A 22,362-nucleotide genomic window follows, 5' to 3' on the forward strand; every position below is an offset into this window, starting at 1 on the left:
ACACAAATACATGAACATCGTAATTCTCGACGGATATACCCTGAACCCAGGCGACCAGGACTGGGCGCCCATTAAAAAACTGGGAAATGTGACCATATATGATCGCTCGGCGAAGGAGGAGATTGTGGAGCGGGCCAAGAATGCGGAAATATTATTGGTTAATAAGGTGGTGCTTTCGGGGGAAACGCTGGCGAAACTGCCGAAAGTCCGGTATATCGGCGTGATGGCCACGGGTTTTAACAATATCGACATCGAAGCGGCGAAGAAGCACGGCATTACCGTGACCAATGTGAAAGCATACGGCCCGGCCTCCGTGGCGCAGCAGACTTTCGCATTGCTGCTGGCGATCGTGAACCGGGTAGAAACGCACAGCCAGAGCGTATTTGCCGGTGAATGGGCAGCTTCCGCCGATTTCTGTTACTGGAAAACACCCCTTACCGAGCTGGCAGGAAAAACGATGGGACTGATCGGCCTGGGCGATATCGGTTCGCAGGTCGCGAAAATTGCCGCGGCATTCGGAATGAATGTGATCGCATACCGGAAACACCCGGTGCCGACGGACGGCGTGGAAATGGTTTCACTGGACGAAATCTTCCGCCGAAGCGACGTCATAAGCCTCCACTGCCCACTTACCGACGAGACACGGGAGATTATCAACCGGGAAAGTCTTTCCAAAATGAAGCCGGGCGCTATTGTACTTAACACGGGCCGCGGACTGCTTATTCATGAACAGGATCTCGCCAATGCGCTTCAAAATGGCACCATAGCCGCGGCCGGGCTGGACGTCCTTTCCGTAGAACCACCAAAAGCTGACAATCCATTGTTTTCAGCGCCGAACTGCGTGATCACTCCGCATGTAGCATGGGCGACGTTCGAGGCGCGTCGGCGACTGCTGCAAATGGTGGCCGACAATCTGGAAGGTTTTCAATCGGGCAATCCGAGCAATGTGGTTTCCTGAGACGGAACAAAAAGTACGCTTATCAGGCACGTACACTAACAAATGCTGTTTCCGGCCCGAATAATCGCGTACCTTTGCAGCTCTAAAAGTCACAAACAGGACTGCACACGGAGCCTGTAATCTGATATTTTCCAGTTCGTTTTCACTTCGTTTATGGGTATTTGTTTACTCCTGATTTCGTTTGCCTGTATTTTTGCGATCTTTTTTCTGCGTTCTTCCGAAGCGGGCGTTTACACCAATCTCCGCCGGTCGTTCATCTTCTCGGTGATCGCCAACGCAGGAAAAAAAAAAATTTACAACGAAACAGCCTCGCTCTTCAACGCAATCAATACCACATCGGCGCTCGTTTTCTGGGCTATTGAAGCATTGGGAGTGTCCGGACTGGTTTACTACCTCCACCAGTCGGGGAAAATCGATCTGAAAAGGCTGAATGCATTGAAGGGTGCTTTCCGCCTGGCCGGTTTTGGAACGACCCATCAAATACTGATTGCCGCCGTGGCGCTGCTTTATATGCTGCCATTGCTGTTCCTGGCCTTTTACGCCGCCCCGAACAACTTCGATTCGCATATGTACCATTTGAACCGGATCCTGATCTGGATTTACAATGGGAACCTCGACCACTTCCCTACCATGCATTTGCAGCAGTTGTATCTCAATGTTTTTGCGGAATACCTCGTGCTCGATACCGTTCTGCTGTCGGGCTCCGATCAGTTCGCAGGCCTGATCCAGTTCAGTGCATTCATCGGTTCGATCTGCGGGATCGGCCTGATCGCGCGAAAATTCGGGCTCGGCAAGGACGGACAACTGCTGGCAACGATCTGCTTCCTGACGCTCCCGATCGTGCTTTTCGAGAGTACCAGCACGCAGGTTGACCTTTGCGCGTGCTTTTTCTTCATTTCCTTCGTGTATTTCGGTTTTGAATTACTGGAAAAGAAATCGGTGCTGGCGCTGGTGGTCATGATGCAATCGCTGGCATTCGGAGGATTCTCGAAATATACGATCCTGATCTTCGCCATACCGTTTGTGCTCTATTTCGGCGTCCGCATTCTCCTGCAATACCGGTTCGCGTACGCTGTGAAAGTGCTCGTGGTAGCGCTGGGTTTAATGGCCATCACATTTTCACCATTCTTTTGTAGGAATTACACCCTCTTCGGACACGTGATGAGCCCGCTGCAAAATACGCCGTTCGCTTCCGAAGAACTACCGGCCAAAAAGCATTCGCCGGTTTATACGCTTTCCAATGTCATCAAAAACGCGGGGCTGAACATCGGGCTGCCCATTACGAGCTTCAATCAGGCGCTGGATAGCAAGATCAGGGCTTTTCACGAAACCATCGGCGTCAGTATCGACGATGCCGATCTGAGTATCGACCCGTTTTCCGTCAAATATTCGGTTCACGAAGATATGATCCCGAATACGATCCATTTCTGGCTGATCGCCGGCATGGGTATTCTGTTATTTTTCCTGCCTTTAAAACAGGATGTAAAGTGGTTCTGGGCCTGCTCGGCGCTGGGTTTCCTGCTGTTTTGTACATTAATGAAATTCCAGTTGTGGAGCACGCGTACGCAGATGCCCCTGTTCGCGATGGGCGCGGTCATGATCGCCTGCGTGTACTCGCTGAAATTCCGCTGGAAAGCCGTCTTCCTCATCATTCCATTGCTGCTTTCTTCGCTGCCATTCGTGTACGGAAACCCCAGTAAGGAGCTTGTTTCGATCAATTTTGTGACCCGAAAAGCATTAGGACATATTCCGATCGCTATTTGCGAAAGCAGCGCCGAAGTAGGGAAGGTTTATGAGAAATACCTGAGCGGGTATTACGTGTTCCCGGGCAAGGATAACTGTCATCCGTTGAAACGTTGGCCCGATTACGTCGAAAGGACGAAGGTGTTTGCATTGCTGGAAAAAGCGGGATATTATGATCAGGACCGCACTTCCAATATCCTCTCCATGAACCGCGACAGGGCCTATTTCCTGAGTAATCCCGACAATTACCTCAGCTTTAAACAACTCAGCCCGCACATTCCCGCCGACCGCAATGTAGGTGTCATGTTCCGCAGAAATGTAGGTTACTACTATTTCTGGAGTGCGACTGATAACAAGGTACAACGCCCCGGCCAAATGGATTACATCCGCTACATGAAAGAACTGGCCCCGCTGAAAAACGCGAAAAGGAAGTTCTGTTACGACTACATCCTGACAGACGACCCGACGCTGATCGAATCGCTCATTCCCAAAGAAAACATCGCCCACGTCTATTCCAGCGAACTGTTGCATTTGGTGGAACTCAGAAAGTCCAGCTGCGAGAAGTATCTTTTTTGAGCGTTACTCGCTCCGCAAACTCTTCACCGGATTCGCCAATGCGGCTTTGATGCTCTGGAAGCCAACCGTCGCCAGCGCAATCGCAATGGCCAGAAGCCCCGACAGTACAAAGACCCACCATTCGATATCGACCTTATAGGCAAACTCCTGCAACCACCGGTTCATGCCATACCACGCTATCGGGGACGCAATAAGGATAGCTATCAAAACGGGTTTCAGGAAATCCCTCGTGAGCAATGCTGTGATACCCGCTACCGACGCGCCCATTACTTTTCGTACACCGATTTCCTTGGTACGTTGCTCCGCCGCGAATACGCTTAGCCCGAACAAGCCCAGGCACGCAATGAGAACCGCCACCACGGCAAAACCTGTAAACAGCCGCCCGATACGCTGCTCGGTACGGTAGAGCGCATCGAATTCATCGCTTAAAAACGCGTATTCAAATGGTTTTCCCGGCGCCGTTTTCTTCCAGGTCGCTTGCATTGAACGAATGGTAGTGCCAATATCCGAGGCATTCAGCCGGAATGAAACGGCTTCGAGCGACATTTTCTCGACACTGCTTCCCAGCATCTTCGCGTCGATCATCAAAGCGACAGGCTCGATCATACTTCGCAGTGATTCGTAATGAAAATCCTGCACCACGCCTATGATCGTCAGTTCTTCTCCACCCGATTTGTGAATGGTTTTTCCAACCGGCTGTGCATAACCCAGCCGTTTGGCGGCGCTTTCGTTGATAATGACGGCGGTACTATCGGCAACACGGCCCTGCGCAAAGTTTCGGCCTTGCATCAGTTTCAATTCGAGCGTCGGGATATAATCGGGGTCGACTTTCCATTCCTGCATGTTAACCGACTGCTTTTGGTCCGTCGTTCCGGCGGGATACCACATATCGTTCCAGCGGTTGGACGCCACGGGCAGAAAACCGCTTACCGTGCCCATTTTTACCGCTGCATTGCGCATTACTTCCTGCTTGAAGGCCAGGATGTCCGAGGCCGGGGTTTCATTGGTTTTCACCACTACTACCTGCTCTTTGGTAAACCCTATTTTTTTGGTTTGAATATAATGCAACTGTCTATGAATGAGCAGCGTGCCGATAATGAGCAATACCGAGAGCGCAAATTGGAATACTACTAAAAAACCACGCAGGTTGTAGCGGCCGGGAACCATCCAGAATTTACTTTTCAATACTTCCACAGGCTGGAAAGACGATAAATAAAAAGCCGGATAAAGTCCCGCCAACACGCCTACCAGCACCGTTCCCAAAATCAGGAAACCAATGGAATGCCTGTTTACCACTTCGTTGATGGACAAGGATTTACCGGACAGCATATTAAAATCGGGCAAGAGCAGGTACACCAATCCGACACCGGCCAGCAGTGCCAGAAAAGTAAACAGCAGGGACTCGGCCAGGAATTGACCGATGAGATCGGTCCGGTTGGAACCCATTACTTTGCGAACCCCGACCTCCCTGGCCCTTTTGGCCGACCGGGCCGTCGACAAATTGATAAAATTGAAAACGGCGATCAGCAGGATGAAGAAGGCAATGCCCAGGAAAAGGTAGATGTACTCGATACTGTTGTTCGGTAACAACTCTCCCGCCCTGTCGGAATGCAAATGGATGTCCACCAACGGCATAAGCGAATAGCTGAAATTGTTGCCTGCTTTCCGGGTTTCAGCCAGGGTTGTCTGAAAAAACCGCCGCAATGCCGGGTCCATGTAGGTTTGAAGAATCTGCTCGAATTTCGCCTCCACCGATTTCGGATCGGTTCCGGGCCGGAGCAACAGGTAGGTATTAAAAACGTGGTTACCCCATTTGTTGACCTTCGCCTCTTCGGTTTCGTGCAAGGGTAGCAGAAAATCGGCCTGGAAATGCGACTGAGCGGGAATATCGGCGATAACGGCCGTTATGCGTCTGATTTGTCCGGTGTCGAAGGTAAGCGTCCGGTTCAAGGCATTCGAAGTGCCAAAGTACTTCCGCGCTATCCTTTCTGTGATAACAACCGAATTGGGCTCGGCCAATGCTTTTTTCGGGTTACCGTGGATAAGCGGCAGCGTAAACACATTGAAAACAGTCGAGTCCGCGTATAGCACGCGTCGCTCGCGGATCGCACCTTTATCACCTTTGACCAAATGGCTTCCATACTTTCCCAAACGTGCCGCATCTTCCACTTCCGGAAAGTCCCGTTTCAGCGTTTCCGCCATCGGAGTAGGCGCAACGGCTGTTTTAGATTCTTTCAGTGAATAGGTAATGGAGCCGTTGACCCGGTAAATCCGGTCGGCTTTCCGATTGAACCGGTCGTAGCGCAGCTCGTCCGCTACATAAAGAATGCTGAGCAAACTAACCGCCAGGCCCAGAGCAAGGCCGAAAATGGTGATAGCCGAATAGACCTTACTTTGCGTGAGGTTCCGGTAGGCAATTTTGATATATTTCTGATACATGGTTGAATGTGTAATAAAAATACCTGGCCAGACTCCGGAAGCAGGCCAGGATTTGTTAAAATAGCTATTTCACACATTCAAAGGCTCATCGCCTGTCCATTTACGGACAGGGTTATAACGTAAGCGGACGAGGCCCCTTTAAATCAGCCGAATAATCTATTTAAACTATATAGATAATATCGCTTAATTTTCAGTTGTTTGCACAGCGAAACCCCATATTTCAATATTTGCTAAAATTATTTATCTCGGTGTCCGGGCTTAGCCTTACAAAATCAGTCGTGCCCTTTCTCGCTGCATTGGCCATCCCTGCATTCCTCTCCAAGGATTTGAAGGCGCAGTCGATCGATAGCACACGCCGGGAATTGACGATCGATTTCGAAGTCAGGCCGCGGGCCGAATACCGGGATCATTTTATGTGGACGCCTGCTGACACCGTCATGCCCGACTTATACGTGACGCAGCGGAACAGGCTCAGCATTACCTACAAGACCGATCGTCTGCGCCTCCACGCATCCCCGCAGGAAATTCACGTTTGGGGGGACTCAAAGCACTTTTCCTCGATAGGTAGTCTCAATTTTTTCGAGCTTTACGCCGAACCTGTGATCACCAGACATTTCTCCATAAGGGCGGGAAGGCAGGCACTATCCCTCGACAACGGGAGGATATTCTCGGCCGCGCCCTGGGGACAGCAAAGCCGCGCGCATGAAGGAATACGGTTTCTTTACAAGCGAAAATGGGAGACAGATCTTACTATCGCGTTCACCCGGCCGTATGCGAAGCATTTCGAGCCAGCCTATTCGCCTGTCGCTTCGCATACCTACAAATACCTGTTGGTACACCATCTCAAACATCAATTCGCCAATCAGGTAACCCTCACGACCATCAATGCCGTGGATGTGTTCCGCAGGGTAAATGGCGACAGGCGATATTACCAGCGGATTACGAACGGCGGACGGCTGGAATACACCCGCAACTGGTTTTATGCGACGGTGAATGCATATTATCAATACGGCCAAAATGCGGCAGCGAGGAAGGTGCGTGCCTATTACATCCAGCCTGAAATCAGCGCCAACACTGGTAAAACGGTATTCAGGCTAGGGGCAGAAATCCTGAGCGGCAACAAAAGCACGACCCCAAAAGAAATATCTGCATCATTTGTACCGCTTTACGGTGTCGCGTGGAAGTTCATGGGCAATATGAATCTCTTTACAAAGTTTCCGGCCGATGTGAATGAAAAAGGGCTGATCAACCCGTACCTCTTTGTCATTTATCAGGCAGGCAAAAAGCTTTCACTACGGGGCGACGCCCACCTGTTCTACTCACAATATCCCCTACTCACCGAAGGCATGGAGATCGACGGCACTTACCTGGGCTTCGAGAGTGACCTCTCTTTGAACTACAAGCCAATCAAAGGCATCGAAATCATTTACGGGCTTTCCTTCACCATTGCGGATAAACGAATGGAGCTGTTAGGCAAGGTACCCGATTCGGGACAGGTACCGGTGTGGAGCTATCTGATGGTGTCTTACACGCCGCGTTTGCTTGCCCGAAAGTGGCCCTAAATTCCCTTGTATTGCAGCTAATTTCCGGGATATGTGCTTTCTTTGCAGGAAATAGATCGACCGGGCACGCTTAAAAACGTCACACTAGAAAACAATATGAAAAAGAGAATACTGATTGATGCGACAACGGTTGTGGAGAAGATTGACGGACTATCGCGATACATAATTAACCTACTTGCCCACATTCCAAAGGAAGCATTCGACAAATACGATTTTTCAGTATTGATTAGTAAAGGCGTAAAACGGGAGGAATTCTGGAAAGTTTTGAATGAAGGAAACTTCAAAATCATCGAAACCGACATTGCCCCGATAGGCCCGAAACGTGACTGGGGAATGTTTTGGTTTTTAAGAAAAAACCAAAATACATTTGACCTTTTTCACAGCACTTCAAATCAATATCCCTTATACTTAAAAGGCGGAGTTGCGACCGTTCACGATCTGATTTTCAGAAAGTATCTGGATACTCGCTGGTGGACATTCAACCTGGCCGTAGCTTATTTGAACCGTGTTTTAAAAAACTCATTAATTAAATCCTCCGCTGTAATAGCAGTGTCCAATGCAACCAAACAGGACCTCCTGGACAGCTACGGCAAGGAATTCCGGGATAAAATTCACGTCATTTACGAGGGCTGGGAGCACTCGATAGCAGAAAATGGCTCCCCGAAAGCGCTTTCAGACGAGTTCAATTTTAAGAATTACATTTTCTTTATCGGTACCACCCGCAAGCATAAGAATATCAAAAACTTGTTGAAGGCATTTGATATTGCTTTAAAAAAACTACCAGGCCATGTGCAATTGGTACTTACCGGCAGAACGGATTACCTGGACAAAGACGATGCAGCCGTCGTTGAAAAGATAAACGAACATGGAGAGCGGGTTGTATTTACGGGATATGTGAAGGACGAAGCGCTTGTGTCGCTGTTTAGCAATGCCGACGCCTTTATCTATCCTTCACTTTGGGAAGGATTCGGCATCCCGATTCTGGAAGCTTTTTATTATAATGTCCCAGTCCTTTGCTCCAATACCGCATCCCTGCCGGAAGTCGCCGGCGATGCAGGCATATATTTCGATCCCTACAACCCGGAAAGTATCGCAGAAGCAATCGTTGGCTTCTATGCGGACGAATCCAAACGCATTGCCTACATTGAAAAAGGCAAGGAGCAACTCGCGAAGTTTTCGTCGACGAAAGCTGCGATTGAGACCATCGAATTGTATGAAAAATGCCTTAGCAACAACTAACTGCGCTTCCGGCTTACAAATTTTGCCTCTTTAATTCCGCCACCGCATGGTCGGCAGCCCGCGCTGTCATGGCCATGTAAGTAATGGACGGGTTTACACAGGACGAAGAAACCATGGCTGCTCCGTCGGTTACGAACACATTTTTGCAGGCATGCACCTGATTGAATTTGTTCAGAACAGAATTTTTCGGGTCTTTTCCCATGCGCGCCGTGCCCATGTCGTGAATGCCGAGGCCCGGGTGTGTATCCTGCCGATTGAAACCGGTAACGTTCTTAAAACCGGCAACTTCCAGCATTTCCACCGCCGAAGCCATCATATCTTTTCGCATAGCCAGTTCATTTTCACCGAAAGCGGCGTCGAAAACGATCATCGGAATGCCCCATTTGTCTTTCTTGTCTTTGTCGAGGAACATCCGGTTCGATGGATCAGGCAGGATTTCTCCAAAGCCGCCGAAACCCATCGTCCAAGTGCCGGGATGCGACATATCCTCCTTGAAACCGGCGCCAAACCCGTTTATTGTGATCCCCCGTTTCCAATCCGACTTGCTTGCGCCGCCCTGATACCCGTACCCGCGTAAAAAGTCCTTTTTGTCGGTTCCCCAGTTTCTGAAACGCGGTATGTACAATGCATTTGGCCTTTGACCAAAAATGTAGTCGTTTTCAAAACCCTCGACCGTCGCATTCGCACCAACGCCCAGGTGATGGTCCATGATATTCCTGCCTACCTGATCGCTATCGTTGCCAAACCCCGTGGGAAAGCGGCTGGATTTCGAGTTGAGTAAAAGTGCCGCTGTATTCATCGAACCGGCATTCAGAAATACAATCTTGGCAAAAAACTCCTCCACGGCCATCGTATGCTGGTTGATTACCCGAACACCTTTGGCCTTCTGCGTTTTTTCGTCGTAAATGACCTCGCTGGCAATGGTATCGTGCAGCACCGTGAGTTTGTTGGTCTTCCGCGCTGCCGGTATCGAACCCGACAATGAGCTGTAATAACCACCATACGGGCATCCACGGGCACATTTGCTGCGATACTGGCACGACGCCCGTCCAAGATCCGTATGCCAGGGCTGCGGCTTGGTGAGATTAGCCACGCGCCCGATCGTAACGGGCCGGTTCAACTTCTTCATCATCGTCTCCCTGAAATACCGCTCAGGAGCGCTCATTGGCATTGCCGGCAGGTAGTGGCCGTCCGGCAACACTTCCCAACCTTCCGCCTGTCCGCTGATGCCGACAAACTTCTCCACATGCGTGTACCAGGGTTCGAGGTCTTCATACCGGATCGGCCAGTCTATTGCGATGCCTTCTTTGGCGTTCGCTTCAAAATCCTTCTTGTTCATCCGGTACGACTGCCTGCCCCAATGCATCGACTTCCCACCTGTATGATATGCCCTGATCCAGTCGAAAGGGCGTTTTTCTATGTACGGGTTCTTTTTATCATCGGTGAAGAACGGGCCGGTTTCCTCATTCGCAAGCGTTCCGAAGCGGTTGTTGGCCCAATATTCCTCGACCGAATGGATCGAAACCCTTCCTCTGTGCTCGAACTCCCAAGGGCCTTTCATAGCCGTGTCGTAGTCTTCGATGTGCTTCACTTCCCGTCCGCGCTCGATCATAAGCACCTGCAAGCCTCTTTCGGTCAATTCTTTTGCAGCCATACCGCCCGTCATCCCCGAGCCGACCACGATCGCGTCGAATGTATGTGCCTTATCTGATTTCAAATTCAAGTTCATGGTGGAGTTGCGACTAGTATGCGAAAGATTTCTGATCAGGCTTCATCTGGATCATTTCCAGCTTTCCGGGAATCGGCACGTATTCAAACGACGATTTAATCCCCTGCTCGGAGGTAAAGTAACCCAGCATCGTGAGTTCTTTGATCAATCGCCAGAACGGCAATCCCTTTGCCTGGGCTGCCATTTGTTCCCGGTCCTCGTTGTCGCCCATTTTTGTTTGCTGCACCTGATAAGCCTTCATTTCCTCAACCGAATCGGTTTCGACCTGCGTCAGCAATGCATTTCTTTGTTCAGCATTCAAGCTTAGAAATTGCTTCTTTTCTAGGCTATTCAGTCCTTCCACAAAACTCTTATGCTCAGGCGTTTTGTAACAATCCTGCAACATCATTACAATGAATGCAGGTACGCCCACATCTTTCGCGCCCGGTGTCGCCGTCTTCGGAATGATCATTTCCGCGACTTCCGCGACGATCCGTTTTTGGTTTTCGGTCAAAGTAAACTCCGCCAGAGACCTCTCCGATGGCAAGCGGTCTTCATACTGCTTCATGGCCATCAAAGTCGGTACTGAAAACGCCCCTCCGAGCAGGGTTGCGACGTGGGTAATGGCGGTTCTTCTGTTCATGGATCGATGCTGGATGGTAGAATGAGGCAATTGCGCATGATAAGGGCAACGAGGCCGAACTTAAAAGCCTTCACCTTTTCGCCTTTACCTATATTCCTCCCTGCTAACCTACAATCGTTGCAGCAAGTCATCTCAGAGCTCCTGAAAACAAAGCAATGCTGACTGTGGCAGGAGGAGAGCTTACCGCGATGCAAAAGGGTAAGAAAATCGAGTTGACCGACGCAAAATTTTCGTGAACAGCCCCGGCTGGATCGGGATGGTTGATTTCTAAAATAGCTATTTGCCGTTGATAATTTCAATGGCCTTTTCTATTAATTCATCACGATCTTCCGTGATTCCTTTAATGGTAGTGCTGATTTCAATGTCGGGAATGATGCCGACTCGCTGGGTTTGACGGCCATCCGGGTAAAACACTCCGAGACCACTGATGTATGTCATTATATTGCCCGGCAAATAGATAGCGGATGTATTACCGTCCGCACCGGCAGTGGTACTTCCGATCACTTTGACTTTTGGAGCGGTTTGGAATGCCATTGCGGTATATTCGGCAGCACTCTGGGTGAGTTCGTTGATCAGGATTACAACCTGTCCCTTAAAATAGTCCCCATTCTCGGCCCCGGTCTGAATGGGACTTGTGAATTCAAAAAGGCCGGGCTCCGTCAGTTTCGCAACGGAATATTTTACAAATTTCCGCGGAGAGGGAAGTAGTATATGGGAGAAAGTATCCACCAGATCGTCACTGGGATAGCACCGCAGATCTATGATCAGGCCCCTGGATTTAAGAATCTCCGGCCTTATTTTCGGCAAGTAGCGGTTTTTGAATGAGCCCGGATATAAATATGAAATATCGGACCGGATCATTCGGAAGCAAGTGTCTTTCCGCTGATTTTTCCGCGGTATCTGCATGGTTTTCAGATCATAACTTTTGAGCGCTAATCTTCCGGTTTCAAGGCCGCGTTTGTAATCCACCACAATCAGAGAATCGTTGGTCCGCAAAAGCCTGGTCGCTATTTTGCGCAGCTGCGTTGGATAGTTAGAAGCCGGCGTAATCGGAAGGGACTCGCGGATAATTTCCGCAACAGCTTTCCCGTTGATTTTTTGGAGTATATCCCCCTTCTTCAAACCCGACTTCTCTCCCAGCACTTTATGGTGATAGCCCGTTACAATAGCTTTATTCTCTATGAATGATACATCGAGCGCTGCATTTCTATCACCGAAATAGTTATTCAGCACCGAATCGCCCTGCATATCCGCATGCGTGTCGTTGATCTGCGCAATGAGTTTTAATGCTGTTAATTTGTAATCTATCTCATCGGCCGCATTGAGGAATTGCGGGATAAATTCAACGAGAACATCGTTCCAGCTTCCGTCTGTCAGATTTCTGTATGGGAAATAATACTGGATCATATTCCAGTAGCGAAAGAGGGCCAACAAACGAAACCCGGCGTCCGGGTAATGCATTGACTCGTAAGGATTCTCGTTTTTGAACTCCGGATTTTCATCCGGCATTGCTCCCACGTAGTAATGCTCCGCCGTCCTTTCAGCGTTTTTAACCGCCATGAGCCGGGATTTTAGCTTCTCATGAAGACCGGAAGACTGAATCCAGCTTAAATCAGGATGGAGCGCAATTTTGCCGGATTGTGTGTAGGCATATTTTCGTTCTTCGAAAGGACCCAGGCTGTCGATCCAGGACATTAATAGCGTCTGCTTCGCCTGCTTGTTTCCCGCGTCCTTATATTTAAGCAAGATCCTGAAAAGTTCGTAATCCCAATTGTACTTACCGCTGCCAACAGCCGGGTGGTGGTACTTCAAAAATCCCCAGATTTTACCAAGTTCGGCCAGCTCATTGCCCGGGATTTTCAGCAATTGTTCCCGGGTAAGCGTCGAGCCGTTATCAAACTCCTTATCGTCTTCGGCTTTTGCCAAATGCCTGGATTCTAATGTTTTGCCTGTATTGATCTGCGAGAATGAAAAGTTGCTCACCAGCACGAAAACGACAAATATCAACTGCTTCATAATGATTTTCGATTTATAACTGGCTTCTTTTCGCTATCCGGGTTAAGCTGTTTTGAAGTAGCAACTCTTATCATCTATCAAAACCGTTAAGCTCACAAAACTTACCCTGCCTTACACCGATGGAATGCACAGCGGCTATAAAAGGATGAAGTACGTCAAGTACGCCGACGATTGCCAATACGTTCAATGATAACTCCTATTACCACGGCACTATTTACTTGAATTCTCTTGAAAAGATTATTCAGCTTCATGAGGAGAAGATTGCTTTGTATGATCGGACGTTGAAGGAGAAAGATGAGATGATGGGGCGTTTGGAGGCGTTATCTAGTGGAGGGTAGGATACGGGATACAAGGTTCGATTCTGGATAGCCGTCTTCTTTAGAGTGCCTTACTACATCGGATCCGACGATAATTCAAGGAACCCAAGACTCAAACTCATTGCTCGGTATCGATTCCCAATCTGTGCCAATTCCTATATTACCGACAGAAATATTGATTCAGTAAAAAACAGCTTTTTTCTTCGCTCTCAAGTTTTTCGGACTGATCCCTGATCCCCAATTTTTTGCACTTTTTGATATGATCTGAAAAACAAAAATGCCCGCAAATCATTGATTTACAGGCATTTTGTTTGACTTTGAACTTATTTCAAGGGAGGGAGACGGGTCTCGAACTTTGCCTTTAATTGGCTTGTAATCAAGCGTTTGTCTCCTTAATTTGAAGTGAACTACACGAATGACTCACTATTTTTTATACATATAGTACAGCAGTATATTTGTTATGTATAATTCTTTTGGCGAAAATTGACGTGTTTGATTGATGATTTTCGCTGGTTTTGGGGTGAGTTTTCGGGTGGTTTTGGTGTTCAAAGTTTGGAAAATGCCTGTGGTTTTTGGCGGTGGTAACTGCGACTTGTTATCGGGTAAAACTACGAACTTTCAATTCCTTTGACAATGGTTTTTTATATGTGTACTCAATAACGACAGCTACTTTCTGATTCCCATTTCAAAATAGGCGTGCCTTTCGCAAAAGGCAAGTCCCATAAGACTTGGTTTTCCACATTCCTGCCATACACACGGCGTTGTTGTAGCACCCCTCGTTTTTCGTAATAACTCGATTTCCATCTCCTGCGAATTGTAGTTAGCCCAATCATCCGTGAAGGGAAGTTTGACGAAAAATTGCTCTTGCAGCTTATCGAATCTGTCTAGTCTCCAAAAGCTTTGATCATAGTTATACTGATAAAGCTCATACCAGCCAGCACCTTCGATAAAATTGAAATCGGCATCAATCGTTGCCAAAATGGAAGCGTCGACATAGTAAATAGTCTTTGTTAATATGCTCTCTTCGAATTTCATCGCTCTGAGTTGATTTTCAATTTCGCCGACAGATCATGAAAATACTGTGGACTCCAAATGTCCAAAACACCGGCATTCGGTATAAATCTCCGAATATCATCCTTGATCCGCTGGAAGTTAACTGAATCTATTTTTGCATCCAGCAACTCCCGAAACTCGGCTTCACTGATATTTTCCTGCACCCAATCGCCGCTGTCTTTCGCACGTAGCGCGAAGTGTTTAAGATTCAAGACCACGCCTTTACGGATATACCATTCCATATCATACCAGTCGCGGCCCTTAACATTGTCTTTCCATTTCCTGAACAGCAGCGCATGCATTTTCCCGGCGAAGAGGTCGGAAATGCTGAAACACTTCACATAAAAAGAGAATGGTTGGAGTAGGAGCTTTTCTTCGGTATCAAATCCCGGAGGCGGCATGGTATCGACTTCCAGTTTGATTTTGATGCTAGCTATTTGTTCAAGCCCTTGCTGAGGCACAACACCTTCCAGAACCAGTTCCCGCCAGATCGTTTCCGATTTCAGAAATGCGGAATCAATGTTGGTCTTTACGGCCTTCTGTTTTTCCTTGACCGATACATGCATTCCCAGCGCTTCGAATTCATCGATGATGCCAGGTATATACGTATTGATCGAAAAATTGGGGTTCATTTCGAGCAACGAGAAGTCGAGATCCTCGGAAAAGCGGTCGAGTCCGTAAAAGATGCGAAGTGCGGTGCCGCCATAGAATGCAGCCTTTTCGAAGAAGCCCTTGCGATAGAGCCCAGCCAACGCAACTTCCTGCATGATTTCACGCAGCGCCTGCGTTGCATCATCTTTGTTGGCAGGATTGTAACTTGCCAGCCATTCCTTAATCATAGTTCGTTGATGAGTTTAATGACCTGCGCCAGGCTCTCGCGTTTTTTTGGCGAATCGCTTAGCCACGTCTCCATTACTTGTACGTCCAGCTGTTTCAATTGGTCTTCGTCCATTCTCAGATTTTCAATCAGGTATTCGCTGGCTGTGGTTTTACTTCGGAGGTTTAAACCCGCTGTATTGATTATTTTGTCGAATAAAGCTTTCTCTGGGGACGCGATAAGCGCATTCTGATCTTTTCCGACCGCGACTTGCCGTATCCCGAAGCTGTAATAGGGTAGCGGGATTCGTGTAAAACTGAATGCACCAGTTGGCGTGTCGAACCGGCGGGAAGCTTTTGTCGTTGCGGAGGAAACTTCGAATACCCGCTCGGGGATCAATCCGTAGTACGATAGCGCACTGTCGAACGACACATAACTCGGGCCGAGCATGTGGTTTGCGAGAAGGAATGGCTCTGTACGTGTTTCTGAAAGTCTTATGGATGGTAAGTACAGGCCTTTCTTAACAGGCTCAATAATGCCAGCGGAGATTAGCTCATGGATTTTATCGTTGGGGCGTTTGTAGTCTTTCAACAGCGAGGTGAGTAGCTGATGCGTTAATGGCTGGCTGGAAAGATTTCGTATGCTTTGGGATAAATCCATGCGTAAATTTAGCAAGATAATCGGAAAATTTCCGATTATCTTGCTAAGAATTAACGTTTTTCGTTGCCTGTCAACGTGTGTCGCCAGAAAGCAAGTCACAGAAAAGATCGGTTAGAAGTGGCATTCGCTTCAATCGACATAGGTTTTATTTCCGTTGGAGGTTGAAACAGAGATGGGTGGAATTGTAGATTAGATAAAATCATCCGTGGTTCCATGGCAGAAGTTGGCGAGTGAAATCGGAATTGTAAGGGGCGAGCAAACAGTAACGGTACCGCGTTTGGGTATAGTATTACACCTGCTATGTAGTTGAAATTTGAAGAGAGGAAGATTGTGTATTTCACTTTTTATCAGTTTACTCGCTCCATTGGAAAATTAGGCTAATATCCGAAACGATAAATGAACGACACATTTGATTTGGGACTATTTAAATCCCTTTTTCGAGGACGTAGTGACGTATTTGCTACGCGTTGGGAAAAGGACGGAAAGAGCGGCTACATGCCTGTGTACAGTTTTGACCCCTACCGTTTGATGGCTCATAAAAGAAATGGCGGCACGTTCCAGAATTATCCCGACAAATCCTACCTGGCACTCAGCGATGAACAGTACAGCAAACATCTTAATGGGGAGCAGCTTGTCGGTCTTTACCCGTTGCTTGAAGATAATACCTCTTGGTTTATCGTAGCGGATTTTGATGAAAAGGACTGGATTATTGAAAGTGTCGAGTTTATAAAGGTTTGTAGGGAATTGTCCATTCCAGCTTATCTGGAACGATCGCGTTCAGGAAATGGCGGCCATGTTTGGATTTTCTTCGACCGGCCATATCCTGCTCATAAAAGCCGTAACGTAATTACATCGTTGCTAACGCAGTCCGGCGCTTTTTCGAGTTTTGATAAAAACTCGAGTTTTGATCGCCTGTTCCCAAACCAGGATAGATTGACAGGGAAAGGCTTGGGAAATTTAATCGCATTGCCATTATACAAATCCACGCTAATTGCTGGCAACAGCTGTTTTATTGATCTTATAACCCATGCACCCTTTCGAGATCAGTGGCAGTTTTTGAGAGGGATTGAACGCACCTCAACAAAAACTTTGGACAACATCTTCTCAAAATTGTCAGAGGACGGGAGTAAAAGTGTTCCGCTGCATGAAGATTTGGAAATCGTACTAGCTAACAAGCTAACTCTAAATGTAAGTCATCTCCCCCTTGCCGTAAGTAATTTCCTGAAAGAGAAGCTGAATATTTTCAACACAGCATTTATTGTCAAAAAGAATAGCGGAAGAAATACCTATCAGACCAAACGCTTTTTCAACCTCATTGAACAGTCGGAGAACCTGCTATCGCTTCCGCGAGGTTTCGCCGGAAAGCTAATTCGTTTTTTTAGAGATAATGGCATTGTTTATCGCTTTACTGATAGGCGGAAGCGACACGCAGATATAGTATTTACCTTCAACGCCGCTTTGCGAGACTATCAGCTACCTGCTTTAAATGCGTCAGAGAAAAAGGATATGGGTGTTATCGTAGCTCCGCCTGGGGCAGGTAAGACCGTGATTGCATTGAAAATAGTGGCAGATAAGCACCAGCCAACACTTATTATTGTCCATCGGAAACAGCTTGCTGAGCAATGGGCCGAAAGAATAGAGGCATTTCTTGGTATTCCCAAAAAGGAAATCGGAAAGATTGTAAGTGGAAAGGTCACTATTGGGCAGAAAATCACGATTGCCACGATTCAGAGCTTATCGAAATCTGATTCGCCGGATATTTTCCAAGCCTTTGGCTTGATAATCGTTGACGAGTGCCACCATGTGCCAGCTGAGACTTTTCAGGATACGCTGAGTAAATTCCATCCCTACTATTGCTACGGTTTGACCGCCACTCCTTTTCGGAAGTATAGTGATGGGAAATTAATATTCGTTCATTTGGGTGAAGTCATAGCTGAGATAAAGTCCGAAGATATTGGTCATGCGAAGCATCCTGAGATCATTATCAGAAACACAAGTCTGGACGTTCCCTTCAACGAAAAAACAGACCGATTCGAAACGTTGTCAAAAATGCTGGTGCATGATTCAGCGCGAAATAGGATGATTCTAGCTGATGTAAGCACAGAGGTCGGGAAAGGCAAAAGAGTAGTGATTCTTACCGAAAGAAAGGAACATATTGATTCTTTATACCACTATCTAAAACAGACGTTCGATGTGCTAACGCTAAGCGGAGACGACACCGAAAGCGACCGAGCTAGCAAATGGAAACAGTTGAAAGCGAAGAACTATCAGATATTAATCACAACAGGTCAGTATTTTGGTGAAGGAACAGATCTGGACAATGCGCACTGTTTGTTTCTGGTATATCCGTTTTCCTTCGAAGGTAAATTAATTCAGTACATGGGCAGGGTTCAACGGTCTGAGACTACTCCTACCATTTATGACTACCGGGATATCAATGTAGAATATCTCAATCGGATGTTCCTAAAAAGGAATATTTATTATCGCAGGCTGGCAAAACAAACAACATTGTTTGATCTGCCGGTAGATTCAGCGCCGGAAATATCATCTTCGCAAGAAGTCAGCATTCAGAGAACCGTCAGAGTGCCAATTCAATCCCTTGAATTTCTTTTTGGAGGCATTCAATTCACTTTTCAGCCGCGGGAATTGGAACAAAAGCTGACCTTCGACATTGAAAATCTAAACATCCGACCGGAGTTTGAGGTTTTGAAGCCCTACTTCGAACGATATCTAAAATCTAAGACGGTCGAAATTGATATACACTTCATAGTCGAAAAGGGGGTAGTAATTGCTCAATCTGCCGAATCGGAAGATATAAACAAGTTCAACCGTGAAGTGGTAGAGGCTGTAAGGTTTCGCTTCTCCGACAAAATGATCTTTAAAGGAAATCGCTTCATAAAGAGTCAAATACAACTGAATCAGGTGATTAGCAACGGTCAGGATGGTCAGTTGCTATACCAGTCAGCCGAGGATCTGCTTGCCGATGCGCTTACAAAAGGCAATTACAAACATCAACGCCAGCTAAGGTACCTTTCCGAGCAGCATGAAGGTAGCATTCTCAAAATTCGTTTCGTACTGAGTCCCTTTGCCTTTGTATTCTTACTGGCCGGTGTATACCAATACCACATCGTTATGGAAACGCTTGACACCGAAGAAGCAACCTACATTTGGCATGTTTCTAAAAGTATTGCCGAACTAAAAAATGCCCTTCAAGCGTTGGAGAGCGACCTTAATAAAATCCGGAACGAAGGTCGTCAGGAATTTTTAAAGTCATCTCCTAGTCATTTCAGTCGGATAGTTCATGACTATTCAGATAATCGAAAGGGGTTTGTAATTTGGAAGGACGATTTAGAGGAGCGGTTGGTTTGATTTGCGACACTATTTTGCAATTTTATCCGAATACTATTTCCAAACCCTACCCATGCAGCAAGGCCTTTACGAGAATTTGATCACTAAGCTTATCGCTTCAAAAATAGGCTCCCTCGATAAACAGCAATTCTATGTAAAGGAGACACTCGTCGAGAAGAGCGATGTTGCGCGCGTCCTTAGCCAGCATGTAAGTCGACTTTTAAACTACGCTCTGAGCTTAATCACGGGAGATGACAGTATTGAACATCAAATTGCACTGTCAAACAAGATCATCAGAGTACTTCGAGCGGAGTTGGATCATGCTGATTTTGAAGAGGATCTGGTTTCGGTAAATGGTAAAATCTTGAATGCGGTATTCACGAAGATGGATGCGCCATTTTCCGATTTTGAGAAGCATATCAAGGAAATTACTCCATTTACCGGTTTAGGTCAAAGCGAGTTGTTTACGGGTTCTAATGTAGGGCTTTCGCTGGAAAGTGAGCTGAAAAAAGAGATCCTGTCTTCTGATAAGATATACTTTTTAGTTTCCTTCATTAAATGGTCAGGCATCAGAATTTTTCAGAAGCAGCTGGAAGAATTCGCGCGGCGGGGTAGCTCCCTTAAAATCATCACGACCTCCTATATGGGCGCGACGGATTTGAAGGCCGTGGAATTTTTAGCTGGCCTGCCGAACAGTGAGGTGAAGGTGTCCTACAATACGGAGAATGAGCGCTTACATGCAAAATCGTATCTCTTCTTTCGAGATACAGGCTTTCATACTGGCTATATCGGTTCATCCAACATTTCAAGGAGCGCGCTTACCAGCGGTCTGGAATGGAACCTGAAAGTGACAACTCAGGAGGTTGGCCATATCATAGACAAGTTCGGAAAGACTTTCGAAACCTATTGGCAAGACGGCGAGTTTCAGCACTTCAAGCCTGGCGAGCATTCAGAGAAGCTGAAATTGGCGCTAGGAAGAGAACGAAGCAGAGGGCAGCTCGATGGGACTTCGTTCTTTGATATTAAGCCTTTGCCGTTCCAGGAGGAAATTTTGGAAAAACTCTTAGCGGAGCGCCAAATCCACAACAGGACTAGAAACTTGATTGTAGCCGCGACCGGCACGGGTAAAACGGTAGTCTCGGCATTTGATTTCAAAAACTTCCTTAGGACCAATCCCAATGCAAAACTGCTGTTCGTCGCGCACAGGAAAGAGATCCTAATGCAGGCAAGGGCAACCTTTGCAGGCATTTTACGCGATAACAACTTTGGTGACCTCTGGGTAGATGGCATCGAGCCAGATAAGTACGATGTCGTATTCGCGTCCGTCATGACACTGGCTAACCGAATTCAGGAGCTTCCGCTCTTGGAAAGTTATTACGACTTCATTATTGTCGATGAAGTGCACCACATTGCTGCAAATAGTTACCGCCCAATTTTAGATAAGTTCAAGCCGAAGGTGCTCCTTGGCTTAACCGCGACTCCCGAGCGTACTGACGGGGCTGATATTCTGGCGGATTTTTGTGATACGATTGCAGCCGAAATCAGATTGCCTGAGGCGATGAACAGGAAACTGCTTTGTCCTTTTCAATATTTTGGGATTAGTGATAGTGCTGATTTGTCTAATGCCATCTGGCAGAATGGACGGTACCTCCCTAGCGAGTTAACGAAGATTTACACTCGCAACGACCTCAGGGTGGGAGAAATAATTAACCATTGCAAAAAGTATCTCACCGACTTTGAGGATGTTAGAGCTCTCGGATTTTGCGTTACTCGCGAACATGCGGAATACATGGCGCAGAAATTCTTGCTAGCTGGACTAAAAGCAGATTACTTGATTAGCGGAGGCGACAGGGAGGCGTTGAGATCCAGCATCAAGTTGAGGCTACAAAAAAAGGAGATAAATTATCTCTTCGTGGTCGACATCTTCAACGAAGGTGTTGATATTCCGGAAATAGATACGGTTTTATTTTTGCGGCCTACTGAAAGTTTGACTGTATTTCTCCAACAATTGGGTAGGGGCTTGCGATTGTCAGAAGGGAAGGAGTGCCTGACCGTTCTTGACTTCGTGGGCAACGCCCGGCCGGAATATGACTTTGAGGGGAAATTCCGCGCATTGATAGGCAAGACCAATACCTCGACGTTGGAAGAGGTCGAACGGGATTTTCCACATCTGCCGCTGGGATGCTCCATTGTGCTGGAAAAGAAGGCCAAGGATGTTATTCTGAAAAATATACGGTCGGCGACGCAGCTCAATAGAAATCAGCTTGTTACCAAAATCGCCAATTTCCGGCATCAAACGAACCTGCCGTTATCGCTCAAAAACTTTGTTACGTTTCATAACATCCCGCTACAAGCAATTTACAGGCGAGGCACTTGGAGCAGACTCTGCCAGTTGGCGAAGCGGCTGGATGATCTATCGCCAATCAACGAGGAGGAAACGAAGCGCACGATACTGAAAAAGTGGCTTTGTTGTAACTCGTTCAGCTATCTATCTTTCATTTTGAGATTGGCAAGGCGCAATTTTAAAATAGAAGTAAATGCATTGTCCGATCAAGAAAAGCTGATGCTTACCATGCTGCATTACGATTTCTGGCAAAGCCCAGGCGGGGCAGAGGACCTATCGGCAAGTATTGCAAAAATTGGAAGAAATGAACAGCTAGTGAGTGAAGTGATCGAGCTGCTCGAACTTGTTGTCGACAGGATCGCGCACATCGAAATGGACGTTGATCTACCTTTCGTTCAACCGCTCAAAGTACACAGCCGATATTCGAGAGAACAAATCTTGGCCGCTTTTGGTGAAAGTACATTCGAAAAGAAATCTAGCAACCGCGAAGGCGTGGTAAACCTTGAAGCGAAGAATGCTGAACTGCTGCTCATAACGCTTGAAAAGACCGAGGCCAATTACTCTCCAACAACATTGTACGACGACTATGCTGTCAGTGAAAAGATATTTCACTGGCAGTCTCAGAACACAGCTCGGCCTGAAACAGGCAAAGGGTTGTCCTACATCACTCAGAAGCAGACGGGAAAATCGATTCTGCTTTTCGTCAGGGAAAGAAATAATGATGAATTCAATAATACGATTGCCTATGTCTTCCTAGGCCTGGCGGATTATATCGAACATTATGGAGCGAAGCCGATGAGTATCAATTGGGCATTGCAAAAGCCGGCTCCGCATTATGTTTGGAAAGATATGGCAAAGATGGCGGTCGGGTAATTGCCAGGATCACGGGTGCCAAATTTCGCTAAAATGATAGAATGACTAATGATGTTGCGTATTTTC

At 47.2% G+C, this 22,362-nt stretch carries 13 protein-coding genes; 6 read left to right on the plus strand and 7 right to left on the minus strand.

Features of this window, described 5'->3' with window-relative positions; translation table 11 throughout:
* The first annotated feature begins 10 nt into the window (after nucleotides 1–10).
* Nucleotides 11–958: a D-2-hydroxyacid dehydrogenase gene (locus BMW93_RS10470; protein ID WP_090375188.1), complete on the plus strand. Its 948-nt coding sequence runs from the start codon at nucleotides 11–13 to the stop codon at nucleotides 956–958.
* A 153-nt stretch (nucleotides 959–1,111) separates the two neighbouring features.
* Nucleotides 1,112–3,277 (plus strand): glycosyltransferase family 39 protein, encoded by a 2,166-nt coding sequence (locus tag BMW93_RS10475; RefSeq protein ID WP_090375189.1) that lies wholly within the window; start codon nucleotides 1,112–1,114, stop codon nucleotides 3,275–3,277.
* 3 nt (nucleotides 3,278–3,280) lie between these two features.
* On the opposite strand, the gene BMW93_RS10480 is transcribed toward BMW93_RS10475, so the two are convergent.
* On the minus strand, nucleotides 3,281–5,716 hold the full coding sequence (locus tag BMW93_RS10480; protein WP_090375190.1) for an ABC transporter permease: 2,436 nt from the start codon (nucleotides 5,714–5,716) through the stop codon (nucleotides 3,281–3,283).
* Between the two features lie 227 nt (nucleotides 5,717–5,943).
* Here BMW93_RS10480 and BMW93_RS10485 point away from each other — a divergent pair, with 227 nt between their 5' ends.
* Both BMW93_RS10485 and BMW93_RS10490 read left to right on the plus strand, forming a co-directional pair.
* Complete coding sequence (locus tag BMW93_RS10485) at nucleotides 5,944–7,278, plus strand: alginate export family protein (protein WP_229240336.1); 1,335 nt, start codon at nucleotides 5,944–5,946, stop codon at nucleotides 7,276–7,278.
* Between the two features lie 96 nt (nucleotides 7,279–7,374).
* Nucleotides 7,375–8,517, plus strand: coding sequence for a glycosyltransferase family 1 protein (locus BMW93_RS10490; RefSeq protein WP_090375191.1), 1,143 nt, complete (start codon nucleotides 7,375–7,377; stop codon nucleotides 8,515–8,517).
* Between the two features lie 13 nt (nucleotides 8,518–8,530).
* Here the strand turns inward: BMW93_RS10490 and BMW93_RS10495 are convergent, their stop codons facing one another.
* The 6 genes from BMW93_RS10495 to BMW93_RS10525 all read right to left on the minus strand — a co-directional run bounded on the left by BMW93_RS10495 (nucleotide 8,531) and on the right by BMW93_RS10525 (nucleotide 15,731).
* The gene (locus tag BMW93_RS10495; RefSeq protein ID WP_090375192.1) at nucleotides 8,531–10,246 is read right to left on the minus strand and encodes a GMC oxidoreductase; all 1,716 of its coding nucleotides are present in this window, start codon (nucleotides 10,244–10,246) and stop codon (nucleotides 8,531–8,533) included.
* 13 nt (nucleotides 10,247–10,259) lie between these two features.
* Nucleotides 10,260–10,868: a gluconate 2-dehydrogenase subunit 3 family protein gene (locus tag BMW93_RS10500; RefSeq protein WP_090375193.1), complete on the minus strand. Its 609-nt coding sequence runs from the start codon at nucleotides 10,866–10,868 to the stop codon at nucleotides 10,260–10,262.
* Between the two features lie 276 nt (nucleotides 10,869–11,144).
* Nucleotides 11,145–12,884 carry a S41 family peptidase gene (locus tag BMW93_RS10505; protein WP_090375194.1) on the minus strand — a complete coding sequence of 580 codons (1,740 nt, stop codon included), beginning with the start codon at nucleotides 12,882–12,884 and terminating at the stop codon, nucleotides 11,145–11,147.
* A 983-nt stretch (nucleotides 12,885–13,867) separates the two neighbouring features.
* Nucleotides 13,868–14,236 (minus strand): hypothetical protein, encoded by a 369-nt coding sequence (locus BMW93_RS10515; protein WP_090375195.1) that lies wholly within the window; start codon nucleotides 14,234–14,236, stop codon nucleotides 13,868–13,870.
* Nucleotides 14,233–15,093: a nucleotidyl transferase AbiEii/AbiGii toxin family protein gene (locus BMW93_RS10520; RefSeq protein ID WP_090375196.1), complete on the minus strand. Its 861-nt coding sequence runs from the start codon at nucleotides 15,091–15,093 to the stop codon at nucleotides 14,233–14,235. The genes BMW93_RS10515 and BMW93_RS10520 overlap by 4 nt, the downstream gene beginning before the upstream one ends.
* Nucleotides 15,090–15,731, minus strand: coding sequence for a hypothetical protein (locus BMW93_RS10525; protein ID WP_090375197.1), 642 nt, complete (start codon nucleotides 15,729–15,731; stop codon nucleotides 15,090–15,092). The genes BMW93_RS10520 and BMW93_RS10525 overlap by 4 nt, the downstream gene beginning before the upstream one ends.
* 396 nt (nucleotides 15,732–16,127) lie before the next feature.
* Here BMW93_RS10525 and BMW93_RS10530 point away from each other — a divergent pair, with 396 nt between their 5' ends.
* Nucleotides 16,128–19,100 carry a DEAD/DEAH box helicase gene (locus BMW93_RS10530; RefSeq protein ID WP_090375198.1) on the plus strand — a complete coding sequence of 991 codons (2,973 nt, stop codon included), beginning with the start codon at nucleotides 16,128–16,130 and terminating at the stop codon, nucleotides 19,098–19,100.
* A gap of 52 nt (nucleotides 19,101–19,152) precedes the next feature.
* Complete coding sequence (locus BMW93_RS10535; protein WP_090375199.1) at nucleotides 19,153–22,296, plus strand: DUF3427 domain-containing protein; 3,144 nt, start codon at nucleotides 19,153–19,155, stop codon at nucleotides 22,294–22,296.
* The last annotated feature ends 66 nt before the right edge of the window (nucleotides 22,297–22,362 follow it).

It is taken from the genome of Dyadobacter sp. SG02 (assembly GCF_900109045.1).
Classification (GTDB): domain Bacteria; phylum Bacteroidota; class Bacteroidia; order Cytophagales; family Spirosomataceae; genus Dyadobacter.